We start from the raw sequence: 12,392 nt of genomic DNA, 5'->3' as shown, positions 1-12,392 counted from the left end.
CGAATGGCCTACGCCCTGAGTGCATTGCACAGGCCATTCGGTTGTCTACGTGGTTACCACATCACGCGAACCCCGACCTTGGCGCCCACCGAGTGGCTGTCGCCGAAATCCTGCAGGCTGGTGCGACCCAGCAGCTCGCCGAACAGCGTGGAGCGGCCGTCATCCCAGTTCAGCGACCCACCTAAGCCCAGGCCACCCCAGAGCGCTTGCTCTTCGCTCTTCACGTGCAGGTCATCCACGTCCGCCGAGGTGCCGTTGGCGAAGTCGTAGTAGAGGTTGGTGATGCCGTAGACGTGCGCCCGACTGGTTTTGCCGTTGCTGGCGATCCATTGGGTTTCGCGGTCCAGGGAAACGCCCAGGCGAGATACCACGCTGTCTCCGTTGTCGTCTGAGACCTTGGCGCCGTAGTCGTCGGCGAATGAGTCGAAGCGCACTTGCGACCAGCTCAGCTGGGCCTGTGGGGTAACGGACCAGAAATCGTTCAGTGCTACACGACGTCCGACCTCGATGCTGGCGGCTGCACCGTTGCCACGGTTGCCGCTCTCCAGCTTCTTGCCCAGCTGCGAGGAACGCAGGTCGCTGTCGTACCAGCTCAGATTCGCCTGGCCATCGACATAGGTGCCGTCGTTGCCGTACCAGGTGGCCGCACCACCGAAGCCGTAGCCGGTCACATCGATGGAGCCGTCACCATACAACGACGACACACTGGAGTTCGCGGTGCCGTAATGCACGGTCGGGCCGACGACCAGGGTGCCGGCGTCGCTTTCGTAGACCGGTGCATCGAACCCGGCCTCGAACTTCCACAGGTGTACGTCATAGTCGGCGTTACTGGTGCTGGAGGACGGATCGATCTGCGAATCCGAGCCCTCCGCTCTCACCCACGCGCCACGGCCGATTGCCGGGCGGCCGTCCTTCGCCTCGCTCTGCAACTCGGCGTCCGGCTGCCAGTAGCGATTACCGACGCGCTGTTGCAGCGTGCCCAGTTCGTTCACGCGCTGCAGCACACTGGCGTAGCTTTCATACAGAGGCACGGAAGGTGCCAGCAGCGGGCCCGACGGCGTCGTGACCGGCGGGGTTACAGGCGGCGTAACGGGTGGTGTAACCGGCGGATCTACTGGGGGCGTAACGACAGGGTTATCCAGCGAGGAGCGCAGGTACCAGTTGCCGTCGTTGGTAGCGCTCGTGCTGCCCTGGTACAGGCGATAGGCGTACGCACCCGCCACGACCGCCGGCTGCCCCTGATAGGTGTAATTGCCGACCAGTGAAAACACGCCGTTGGAGGCGCCCCCAACCTCGATGATCTGGATGCCTTCCACCGTCTGAGCGCCTGCGCCGCCTACGTTCGTCACCAGCACGGGTGTGGTGCCTGATGTTGAGCCGGTGATGACAAGGCGGTCGGTGGGCGAGTCATCGCCTGCCAGTTGGGTCCGAATCTCGATAGAACCACCCGCGGCGGCGTATTCACCGGCAATTGTCAGCGTGCCCAGGGTGCCGGGGTGGCCGGGAGCAATGATCCCGCTATTGGTCGTGGTGCCGACCTGCCCGATGCCGGTCAGGCGAGCCCCAGAGAGGACGCCCATGGTGCCCCCCAGGATGCCATCCACCTGCAACGTTCCGGCCTGCACCTGAGCGTCGCCCGTGAAGTTCGTGCTGTCGCCGGTCAGGGTCAGTGTGCCTGCTCCCAGCTTATTGAAAGTCGAATTGCCGCTGAATGCGGTAGCAATGCCAATGTCATGGGTGTTGCTATCAAACCAGGCGCCTTCACTGCCAACGGTCAGTGCCGAGATGTTTTTCAGGAAATCGGCTTCGTCCTTGTTCGCACGCAGAATGCCGCCGTCCAGATCAAGCGTCACAGTACCGGGCCCCGCTTCCACAGCCGCCGTTTCGATAACGCCCCGCCCGCTCGCATCTCCCTTTAAGTGGACGGTCCCAACCCCAGTTGCGGCGGTGCCGATTCGCACCTCGTCACCCGTCTGCACCAGCCCGCCTTTCTCGACGGTAACCGTTCCGGCGCCCTCCACTCCGACCTGAATGTCGTCGGTGGCGCTCAACCGCGACACGTCGCCAGTGGTGCTCGATACAGTGACGCTGCCATCGGCGCCTGGCAGGTATCCGACATAGACCGTGGCGGCGCCGCCACCGGTTTGCTCGGTTGCGACCGTGCCGCCGTCCAGCACTTCAAGGACGCCCGATCCCTCGAACCCCACGTAGATGTTGTTGAGGGGGGTCCAGCTCGAGCCAGCGCCAGTGACAGTGACCTGACCCAGCCCGCCCGGCGCCGACCCAAGCAGAGCTTGCTCGCTGCGCACCTCGCCACCAGCACTGATGGTGAGGGTGCCGGATCCATACACGCCGATCTGGAAGGTAGGCAATGGACCCGGACCGGCGCTGGCATCCCAGAGCGAGTTTGGCCCTGAAACACTGACGGTCCCGTCCACACCAACGTCAAACCCCAGGTAAACCGTACCGACGCTGCGTACCGTGCCACCGTCAGTGATAGTGAGCTCACCCGTGCCGCCATAGCCGATGTAGGTCTCGCCATTGTTGGTCCAGCGCGAAGCAGCGCCGCTGCCGTCAGTGCCCTGGACGGTGACGCTTCCCTGGGCAAGGTTGCCCACAAAAGCCGAGTCGTTTTCCACGCTCGCGCCGGCATCGATCAGCAGACTGCCGTCGGATAAGTCCCCCACAATCAGATCGCTGCCGACGACCCAGCTAGTAGCCAGCGGGGGCGGCAACGGACTGACATCGCCTGTGGCGCTTACCGATTGGCCCAGGGCCGGCCGAGCACTGCCCAGGCACCAGATCGAGGCGGCGATTGCAAATGACAGGGTGAGAGGGTGGTAACGAGCGCACGCAGTGTTATTGCACTTCAAGGCACAGAATCCTTGTGTTGTTTGTAGTTGTTGTCCTGACTTCTGCAGCGGGCTCCACGATCAGCTGCAGAATCCAGATTAGACAATATCGCTTAGTTGCTTTTTCTCTGCATACCCATTCAGGCCATGCGTAGTCCGGGCGTACAGGAGAGTGGCAGCGAGGCAGGGCAGCTCCCCGACGGCCGTCACAACAGTCATGCTGCCAATATTGGGTATCGGCAGGATTCTTCTTTAGCCCAACATTGTTCGCAGAACGTGGATAAAGCATCCATGATCAGCGGGCTGATCAATGAACCGGGCTTTCCTATCCTGAGTGCTCCCCCACACAGTCAGGAACACCTCAATGGCCGATAACAGCATTCAAGACAAGGTGGTCATCATCGCCGGTGGCGCCAAGAACCTCGGCGGGCTGATTGCCCGCGACCTCGCTGGTCATGGGGCGCGTGCGGTGGCCATTCACTACAACAGCGATGACAGCAAGGCCGCTGCCGACGAGACCCTGCAAGCGATTCGTGCGAGCGGTGCGCAGGCTGTGGCGTTTCAGGCAGATCTCAGCGGGGCGGCGGCTGTCGAGAAGTTGTTCAACGACGTAGTGGCCGCCGTCGGCAGACCTGACATCGCCATCAATACGGTTGGGAAGGTTCTGAAAAAGCCTTTCACGGAAATCACGGAGGCTGAGTACGACGAGATGGCCGCAGTCAATTCCAAGTCAGCGTTCTTCTTCCTTCGCGAGGCCGGCCGTCACCTCAACGACAACGGCAAAATCTGCACCTTGGTGACTTCTCTGCTTGGAGCCTTCACTCCGTTCTACGCCGCATATGCAGGGACTAAAGCACCCGTGGAGCACTTCACTCGCGCCGCAGCGAAGGAATTCGGCGCCCGCGGCATTTCGGTCACCGCTGTCGGCCCGGGGCCGATGGATACACCGTTTTTCTATCCCGCCGAAGGGGCTGATGCCGTGGCCTATCATCAGAGCGCCGCAGCCCTGTCTCCCTTCTCCAAGACCGGCCTGACAGACATCCAGGATGTGGTGCCGTTTATTCGCCACCTGGTCAGTGACGGTTGGTGGATCACCGGACAAACCCTGCTGATAAACGGCGGTTACACCACAAAGTGACGTTTCCGGGGCACCCTCGGGTGCCCCGTCCTGAATCGCCAACGCAAGACAAGGTTGCCCACCGCCCTCATGGAGAGGACATGAGCTTCTGGAGTCACAGTCAACGCTACCGACTACCTCACTCTCCCTGCCTGGCAAGCGGCCCCGGATTTTCTGGAGGAGAAGCCTTTGACCCTTGCGTTCGACCTGAACTTTCTCTCACACCAGGGATTACACCCCGCGCCTGGGGCCAAACTCTCAAACTCCATCGAATCCATTCTGGCCGAGCCACACCACAGGCCACTAACTGGATGATGGGGGTTCACTGGTTGCTCCTCCTGCACTCCTATACTCGGCCGTAGCACCACCGAAGATGAATGCGCATTCCTCGACATGGTTTCTCAGAATGCGCGGCAAGGAACAAAGCATGGACAGGCTTGAGCAATACCGTATTTTCGTGCGTGTCGCCGAGATGGAAAGCTTTATCAAGGCAGCGAACGCCTTGGCGTTGCCGCGTGCATCGGTCTCTGCGGCGGTACAGCGGCTGGAGAATAATCTGGGAACCCGTCTCCTGAACCGTACCACCCGTAGCGTACAACTCACCGCCGATGGCGCCCAACTGTTCGAGCGCGCCCAGGCACTACTGGCCAGCGCTGATTCCATTGACTTTCTGTTCAGGGAGCAGAAGCAACAAGTTAGCGGCCGCCTGCACGTCGACCTGCCCAGTCGTATCGTTCGGCGCCTGGTTGCTCCAGCGTTACCACAACTGCTCGAGCTGTATCCCAATCTTCAACTTCTGCTCGGCTCCAGCGACCGAGCTATCGATCTAGTGCGCGAAGGTGTCGATTGCGTGCTGAGAATCGGCCCGCTGGTCGACAGCAACCTGGTCGCGCGTCCGCTGGGCAACATCGAGCTGATCAACTGTGCCAGCCCTGTCTACCTGAACCGCCAAGGTACGCCTCAACAGCTCGAGGACCTCGTCCAAGGGCACTGGATGATCGGCTACGGCTCACCGCTCAAGGGGCAAGAACAACCCTGGGAGTTCGTTGATAACGGCGGTCAAATACAAAGCCTGATGCTGCCTAGCCGGGTAATCGTCAACAATGCGGAGAGCTATATCGCCTGCTGTCAGGCTGGGCTGGGGCTAATCCAGATCCCGCGCTTCGACGTCCAGGACTTGCTCCGGGCAGGAGAGCTGTGCGAGGTACTGCCAAACCTGCGCGCCGCACCACTCCCAGCGAACCTCCTCTACCCGCACCGACTGCAGCGTTCCGGTGTACTGTCGTTGTTCGCCAACTGGCTAGAGGCTCTGTTTGCCCCTTGCCTGGTGAAGTAAAGGTGGCAGATGCACTTTTGGGTCGGCGTGTTGTAGTCACAGACTGAGCGCTTCTGAGAAGGTGAAGAGGACAAATTTTTGGATCGTTTCCGCTTTGTATTACAGGTCTGAGGTCTCATTGATCTGGGCAGTGGCACTCCTATTCAGAGTCTCCTCAAACAGTCTGATCATTCCCAGTCCGACCTCTGACTCACAAGCGTCCGCTATGGGGCCAGGCTGTGTGAAAACGCTTTCGAGAATGAACGCTGCTCAGAAAACGAGCAAATTTCGCGCTTCCTCGCGAATTCCTGCCGGGCCAACTGAGAAAATTTCCGCAGATTTCACGTAGCGACGTGCACCTCAAAATTAAGCGTACGTTTTCACACAGCCTGAGTCGAAAGCAGCCCCAGGCGAGGCTGCTCGTCTTGATCAGGAGCTGGCCTGGACCACTCGCTTAGCGATTGCCTGGAGGATGCCGCCGATGGTTTCGGGTGGGATGCGGGTGATCTTGCTATCTATATAGGAAGCCAGTTCGTCGACGTGGACGTAGATGCCTTTGCGCTCCAGTTCGTTCAGCACCATGCGACCATCCGGTTGGAAGCTCAGGATGAAGCGGGCGGTTGCAAGCTGTTCCTTTATATAGATGTTGCGGTCGAAGGCATCGAGCTCGGCCGGCTTGGGTTGCCAGTGGGCGGCCAGGACCTGGTAGCACTCGCGCTTGTAGCGGATGAGGGCAGGGCGGATCTCCTGCCGGCAGCGGCGGGTATCGATGCCGAAGAGCCAGCCGTTCAGGTATTCGATCGGTAGGCAGACGAGTTCGCGGTTCTTCTCGTCCTGGGCAACCGTTCGTATGACACGAACGCAGGTCGATAACACGTCGTCGCGTTTGATCCTTTCGAACTGACCATGCCAGGTCAGACCTATTCCCTCGCACACAGGCCGCATTGCGACGAGATGCTGGCCGTCATCAGTAGTGATGGAAATAAGGGGTTGACCGTGGAAGTTGATGGTGAAGAGCTGGTTGCTCATCGGAAACGCTCCTTTGCGAGTGTTTTGAACACCAGCCGGAGCGTTTCTACGCGCGCCGGCATGGCGACCGGGGAGGGTAGAAACCCGTGCAAAGTCGGGCGGGCAGATTTCCCCTTTCGGGTCTTGTATAGCTGCCCCCTCCCGGCCATAGGTCATGACACGGGCGCAAAAAAACCGCAGAGCTTTCGGGTGCGGTCTGCCGCTTTGCATCGGAGGTTTCTACGCCTCCACCCCTAGGGGTAAGCGAACGGTATCCCGCGGTCCCAGGGGCCGTAAACCCCTCAAAATCGTTTCCGTTTCACAATTCTACCCCTTATGGCTCTAGGCCTGTAGGGCGTCGTCAAACTTGCGTTTCGGAAACGATTGTGGCCTAATGCATTGATTCAGTTGGTTTTTGTGGTCGGATTGCAAATCCGTGAACGCCGGTTCGATTCCGACCTCAGCCTCCAATAGAAAAGCCCTGTAAATCGAAGATTTACAGGGCTTTTTCTTTAATAGCCCGCTGCAGGGATTGCGAGTTTCAGCAACTTGCGCAGGGGGAGTGGGGCTGTATATAGTCCAGCCCTTTCCGGGCTTGCACCTGGAAACACTGCAACGCGCGCTGCCGCCCGGATGGCGAAATCGGTAGACGCAGGAGACTTAAAATCTCTCGCCCTTTGGGCGTGCCGGTTCGAGTCCGGCTCCGGGCACCATCTTCGTCTTTCCCGATTCGTTGCAGATCGCATTTCCGAATCGAGGCGAGCACGTCAAAAAGTAGAAACCCGGCCAAGGCCGGGTTTTTTTATTTCTCGCCTATTCAGGCTCCGATATTGGCTATCGAGCGCAACTTCGCGCCAGCCTTTACGATGCGGCGCTGACGCAGCGGCCCGGCGCTCTCGTAGAAGTTCTGCAGCGGGACCTCTTCCTTGAAGTGGTCGGCATCGCGCTCCTGTAGCGGACCGTACTCAGTCGCGAGATCGCGGCGAATGCGGCTAACCAGGCTGGTCAGCAGCTCTTCATTGCGTTGCTCTTCCTGACGCACCACACGACAGGCGATGTGTTCGCCCGCATCTTTGCTCAGTGTCATGATCAGATTGCCGTCCGGTCGAGCCGTGAAGCTCACTTCGAAATCGGAGAAGACCTGGCAAAGGTATTGGGTGGCAGGCAGACGGTCGATTGGCATGGTGTCGTCCTCGGCAATGAATGGGAGATCCTTCTTCTTTCATTGCAGGGTGCATACCAATCTGGATTAAATAAAAAATAATTTAAAATCAAATACTTAGATTTTCATCCCGCCTCGCTTCTCGTGCATCTTGCATAGCGGGGTGCTAATGCCGTGGCATTTTGCACGGCTGGTGGTTTCAATGCGGGATTGGGTGGTGCCGCGAGGAATCGGCTTTCGCTTTGTGCTTGGGCTTCTGCAAGCGAGCCCGACGCATCGGTACGCGAAGGATGGCCCACAGCGTAACCACTGCCAGCAGGACCCAGCCGAAAATCATGAGCGTGACGAACGTGCCTGGATTCATATCGATATCCTCACCCCTCCCTAAGGGTAGTCCACCGTCATCGGTGCGCTGTCCTTTCGGTTGATCGGCATTTCTTCCTGGAGGTTCCATTCAATGGCTTGTCGAATCGACGGCTATCTGTTATCTGTATGGATATACAGTATTCGGAGAAGGTTCATGCAGCAAGCCATTCTGGAAGTCCGAGATGTCGTGCAGCCTGGCGGAGTCACCCGCGCTGCGTCTTTCCATACCTACATAGTCCGTGCATGTGGCGAAGGCATGACGCAGGCGGGTATTCACGACTGCGATCTGTTGTTGGTCGACCGCTCCGAGCTGGCGGCTCCCGGTCAGATTGTGGTGGCCGCACTGAACGGTGAGGCGCTTATCCGTCGCCTGGCTATTGTGGACGGTTCGTTCGCTCTGCAGGCAGCTAGCGATCTATATCCGACGCTGAAAGTCGAGGAGGGCGATGAGCTCTCAATATGGGGAGTGGTGCGCCAGCGGCTTTCCGGAAGCGACGTTGCGCAGGGCGCTAGAGCGTAGAGTTGGGCGAGTTGGAGCAGGATGCTGACCATTTGCCAGTAACTTCGAGAACTAAATCGGGGCAGTGATGGTCAGATGCGGGTGCCACTAGTTTCGCAAGTCTCCACAAGAGTCGTGCAGCTTGCAATCCGGGGCATTGTAAGGCGGGCGCAGCCTGATTAGACTGCGCGCAACTCGCACCCCTGTCCCTCTCGAAGGACTCCCATGATCAAGAAATGTCTGTTCCCGGCCGCCGGCTACGGTACCCGCTTCCTCCCGGCCACCAAGGCCATGCCCAAGGAAATGCTGCCGGTGGTGAACAAGCCGCTGATCCAGTACGCCGTTGAAGAGGCACTGGAAGCCGGTCTCGGTGAAATCGGTATCGTCACTGGCCGCGGCAAGCGCTCCCTCGAAGACCACTTCGACATCAGCTACGAGCTGGAGCACCAGATTCGCAACACCGACAAGGAAAAGTACCTGGTCGGTATTCGTCGCCTGATCGACGAATGCACCTTCTCCTACACCCGTCAGGTCGAGATGAAAGGCCTGGGTCACGCTATCCTGACCGGCCGCCCGCTGATCGGTGACGAACCCTTCGCCGTTGTGCTGGCGGACGACCTGTGCCTGAACCTAGAAGGCGACAGCGTCCTCAAGCAGATGGTCAAGCTGTACAACCAGTTCCGCTGCTCCATCGTGGCGATCCAGGAAGTGCCGCCGGAAGAGACCAACAAGTACGGCGTGATCGCCGGCGAGATGATCCGCGACGATATCTATCGCGTGAACACCATGGTCGAGAAGCCGAAACCCGAAGACGCCCCGTCGAACCTGGCGATCATCGGTCGCTATATCCTGACTCCGGATATCTTCGACCTGATCGAGCAGACCGAGCCGGGCAAGGGCGGTGAAATTCAGATCACTGACGCCCTGATGAAGCAGGCCCAGGACGGCTGTGTGCTGGCCTACAAGTTCAAGGGCAAGCGTTTCGATTGCGGTAGCGCTGAGGGTTACATCGAGGCGACCAACTTCTGCTATGAACACCTCTACAAGACTGGCAAGGCCTGGTAATTTCAGACCTTACCTCTCTTCGATAAAGCCACCTGCGGGTGGCTTTTTCTTTTTCCGGCCTACATCGAGCTCGGAATCGGTATCGCTTCCGAGCCTGGCCCGAGCGGCTGGCCGTAGCTGAACTCGACGTAGTTGCCGGCTGGGTCGCTTAGGCCGCAGTAATAGCCTACGGGGTAGGGCTCTTCCCTTGGTGCCCAGACCAGGCAGCCGGCAATGTCGGCATCCTTGGCGATGCGGTCGACCTCATCTCGGGTGTCTACGGCGAAGCCGAAGTGGCTGTAATCATCGCTTGCCAGATGGCGTTGCTGCCCGCCGGGCATGACGACGAAAATGAAGCTGTGCTCCTTGCCCGGTTCCGCCATCCAGACGATGCGCGAGCCCTTGCCGTCGCGCTCGTGGATCACGCGCATGCCGCAGAATCGCTCGTAGAACGCAACGCAGGCTTCCAGGTCGGGCACGTGCAGGGCCAGGTGGGTCAGGGTCGGGCGCATGGCGATACCTCCTTCGGGACCGGCAGTTGGCAGGATAGGTTAGGCGCCATGAGGTATGCTGCCCGACATATCCAAGCGGAGAACCATGATGTCTTTCGATTTTGACCTGTTCGTCATCGGTGCGGGTTCCGGCGGTGTGCGCGCCGCGCGCTTCGCTGCAGGCTATGGCGCCAAGGTGGCTGTGGCGGAAAGCCGCTACCTGGGCGGTACCTGCGTCAATGTCGGTTGCGTACCGAAGAAACTGCTGGTGTACGGGGCGCACTTCCATGAGGACTTCGAGCAGGCAGCCGGATTCGGCTGGACCTTGGGCGAAGCGAGCTTCGACTGGAAGACCCTGATTGCCAACAAAAATCGCGAAATCCATCGGCTCAATGGCATCTACCGCAACCTGCTGGTGAACAGTGGCGTGTCCCTGTTGGAAGGCCATGCAACGCTGCGGGACGCGCACACCGTGGAAGTCGACGGGCAACGCTTCAGCGCCAAGCACATCCTCATTGCTACCGGCGGCTGGCCGCAGGTTCCGGACATTCCCGGCAAGGAACACGCTATCACCTCAAACGAAGCCTTCTTCCTAGAGTCGCTGCCGAGACGGGTGGTGGTGGTCGGCGGAGGTTACATTGCGGTGGAGTTTGCCGGCATCTTCCATGGTCTGGGCGCACAAACCTCGCTGCTGTACCGCAATGAGCTGTTCCTGCGTGGCTTTGACCGCAGCGTGCGTGAGCACCTGCGCGATGAGCTGACCAGGAAGGGGCTGGACCTGCAATTCAATAGCGATATAGCGCGCATCGACAAGCAGGCAGACGGCACCCTGGCCGCTACCCTCAAGGATGGTCGTGTGCTGGAGGCGGATTGTGTGTTCTACGCCACTGGCCGCCGACCGCACCTGGACAACCTGGGCCTGGAGAGCGTCTCCGTGGAGTTGGACGACCGCGGCTACGTGAAAGTGGATGAGGCTTATGGCACGAGCGAGCCGTCGATCCACGCCATCGGCGATGTGATCGGCCGCGTGCAACTGACCCCTGTGGCGCTGGCCGAGGGCATGGCGCTGGCGCGCAAGCTGTTCCGTCCGGAGGAGTATCGTCCGGTGGACTACAAACTGATCCCCACCGCGGTATTCAGCCTGCCGAACATTGGTACCGTTGGCCTCACTGAAGACGAAGCGCGCAGCGCCGGGCACAAGGTGAAAGTCTTCGAGAGCCGCTTCCGGCCGATGAAGCTGACGCTCACTGAAAGCCAGGAGCGGACTCTGATGAAGTTGATCGTCGATGCCGATAGCGACAAGGTGCTGGGATGCCATATGGTGGGCCCGGATGCCGGGGAGATGCTCCAGGGCATCGCCGTTGCGCTGAAGGCCGGGGCGACCAAGCGGGTGTTCGATGAAACCATCGGCATCCACCCGACGGCTGCCGAGGAATTCGTCACCATGCGCACGCCAGTCGGCGCCTGACGGCGAGGCAGCAATAAAAAAGCCGGTGCAGATGCACCGGCTTTTTTATGGGCGTCAGGTCGTCAGCTACTGCGTTCCAGCGAGGCGTGGCTGTCTTCCTGGCGCTGCGCGTAGCGCTGGGCGAGCACGGCGCAGACCATCAGCTGGATCTGGTGGAACAGCATCAGCGGCAGCAGGATCACACCGACCGTGCTGCTGGCGAACAGCACCGAGGCCATGGGCACGCCGGTGGCCAGGCTCTTCTTCGAGCCGCAGAAGACGATGGTGATGCGGTCTTCCAGGGAGAAGCCCAGGTAGCGGCCGAGAAGGTTGGTGGCGATCAGCGCCAGGGCCAGCAGTACGCAGCAGGCAACGACCAGGCCGGCCAGGGCGGGCAGCGGGATCTGGTGCCAGAGGCCCTGGATTACAGCGGCGCTGAAGGCGGTGTAGACCACCAGCAGGATCGAGCCCTGGTCGACGTATTTCAGCACCGGCTTGTTGCGCTCCACCCAGGCGCCGATCCAAGTGCGCAGCAGTTGGCCCGCTACGAAGGGCACCAGCAGTTGCAGGGTGATCTTGCCGATGGCGTCGAGGGTCGATATGCCGGTGTCGCCGTGGGCGCCGATCAACAGTTGCACCAGCAGTGGCGTCAGGAACACACCCATCAGGCTGGAGGCTGAGGCGCTGCAGATCGCGGCGGGCACGTTGCCGCGCGCCAGCGAGGTGAAGGCAATCGACGACTGCACGGTGGCGGGCAGGGCACAGAGGTAGAGCATGCCCAGGTACAGGTCGGAGGTCACCAGCGGCGACAGCGCCGGTTTGAGCGCCATGCCGAGGATCGGGAAGAGAATAAAGGTGCAGGCGAACACCAGTAGGTGCAGGCGCCAGTGGGTGGCGCCAGCGATGATCGCCTGGCGCGACAGCTTCGCACCGTGTAGGAAGAACAGCAGCGCGATGCCCAGGTTGGTGATCCAGCCGAAGATCACGGCAGCGGTGCCTTCGCAGGGCAGCAGGCTGGCAACGGTCACGGTGGCGATCAGCGCCAGGGTGAAGTTGTCGGGGAGCAGGCGTGGGCGAGCCATGGGCACATC

At 60.3% G+C, this 12,392-nt stretch carries 10 protein-coding genes and 1 tRNA gene; 6 read left to right on the top strand and 5 right to left on the bottom strand.

The features are described from left to right. Positions 1-53 precede the first annotated feature (53 nt). Positions 54-2,873 carry an autotransporter outer membrane beta-barrel domain-containing protein gene (locus ACIPK7_RS06140; RefSeq protein ID WP_401086386.1) on the bottom strand — a complete coding sequence of 940 codons (2,820 nt, stop codon included), beginning with the start codon at positions 2,871-2,873 and terminating at the stop codon, positions 54-56. 343 nt (positions 2,874-3,216) lie between these two features. Between ACIPK7_RS06140 and ACIPK7_RS06135 the strand changes: the two genes are divergently transcribed. Both ACIPK7_RS06135 and ACIPK7_RS06130 read left to right on the top strand, forming a co-directional pair. Further along, the gene (locus tag ACIPK7_RS06135) at positions 3,217-3,990 is read left to right on the top strand and encodes an SDR family oxidoreductase (RefSeq protein ID WP_401086383.1); all 774 of its coding nucleotides are present in this window, start codon (positions 3,217-3,219) and stop codon (positions 3,988-3,990) included. 406 nt (positions 3,991-4,396) lie between these two features. Continuing rightward, complete coding sequence (locus tag ACIPK7_RS06130; protein ID WP_401086380.1) at positions 4,397-5,305, top strand: LysR family transcriptional regulator; 909 nt, start codon at positions 4,397-4,399, stop codon at positions 5,303-5,305. A gap of 408 nt (positions 5,306-5,713) precedes the next feature. Here ACIPK7_RS06130 and ACIPK7_RS06125 read toward each other — a convergent pair whose 3' ends face one another. Further along, a complete protein-coding gene (locus ACIPK7_RS06125) occupies positions 5,714-6,313 on the bottom strand; it encodes a phage antirepressor N-terminal domain-containing protein (RefSeq protein WP_401086377.1) in 600 nt (199 codons plus the stop codon). 606 nt (positions 6,314-6,919) lie between these two features. Here ACIPK7_RS06125 and ACIPK7_RS06120 point away from each other — a divergent pair. Further along, positions 6,920-7,005 (top strand) — tRNA-Leu (locus ACIPK7_RS06120). Between the two features lie 104 nt (positions 7,006-7,109). Here the strand turns inward: ACIPK7_RS06120 and ACIPK7_RS06115 are convergent. Beyond that, positions 7,110-7,475 carry a DUF3509 domain-containing protein gene (locus ACIPK7_RS06115; protein ID WP_192431174.1) on the bottom strand — a complete coding sequence of 122 codons (366 nt, stop codon included), beginning with the start codon at positions 7,473-7,475 and terminating at the stop codon, positions 7,110-7,112. Positions 7,476-7,974: 499 nt separating this feature from the next. Between ACIPK7_RS06115 and ACIPK7_RS06110 the strand changes: the two genes are divergently transcribed. Both ACIPK7_RS06110 and galU read left to right on the top strand, forming a co-directional pair. After that, positions 7,975-8,340, top strand: coding sequence for a LexA family transcriptional regulator (locus tag ACIPK7_RS06110; RefSeq protein WP_192431175.1), 366 nt, complete (start codon positions 7,975-7,977; stop codon positions 8,338-8,340). Between the two features lie 204 nt (positions 8,341-8,544). Beyond that, positions 8,545-9,384 carry a UTP--glucose-1-phosphate uridylyltransferase GalU gene (gene galU, locus ACIPK7_RS06105; RefSeq protein WP_024767166.1) on the top strand — a complete coding sequence of 280 codons (840 nt, stop codon included), beginning with the start codon at positions 8,545-8,547 and terminating at the stop codon, positions 9,382-9,384. Between the two features lie 59 nt (positions 9,385-9,443). Here galU and ACIPK7_RS06100 read toward each other — a convergent pair whose 3' ends face one another. Next, on the bottom strand, positions 9,444-9,875 hold the full coding sequence (locus tag ACIPK7_RS06100; RefSeq protein ID WP_401086373.1) for a VOC family protein: 432 nt from the start codon (positions 9,873-9,875) through the stop codon (positions 9,444-9,446). Between the two features lie 88 nt (positions 9,876-9,963). On the opposite strand from ACIPK7_RS06100, the gene gorA reads away from it, so the two are divergent. Continuing rightward, a complete protein-coding gene (gene gorA, locus ACIPK7_RS06095) occupies positions 9,964-11,322 on the top strand; it encodes a glutathione-disulfide reductase (RefSeq protein WP_401086371.1) in 1,359 nt (452 codons plus the stop codon). Between the two features lie 62 nt (positions 11,323-11,384). On the opposite strand, the gene ACIPK7_RS06090 is transcribed toward gorA, so the two are convergent. Next, positions 11,385-12,383: a bile acid:sodium symporter family protein gene (locus tag ACIPK7_RS06090; protein ID WP_401086368.1), complete on the bottom strand. Its 999-nt coding sequence runs from the start codon at positions 12,381-12,383 to the stop codon at positions 11,385-11,387. Positions 12,384-12,392: the final 9 nt, after the last annotated feature.

Source organism: Pseudomonas sp. NPDC086581 (assembly GCF_044746165.1).
Lineage (GTDB): Bacteria > Pseudomonadota > Gammaproteobacteria > Pseudomonadales > Pseudomonadaceae > Pseudomonas.
The sequence above is the reverse complement of the archived record's forward strand: the minus strand, read 5'-3'. Positions and strand labels throughout refer to the sequence as shown.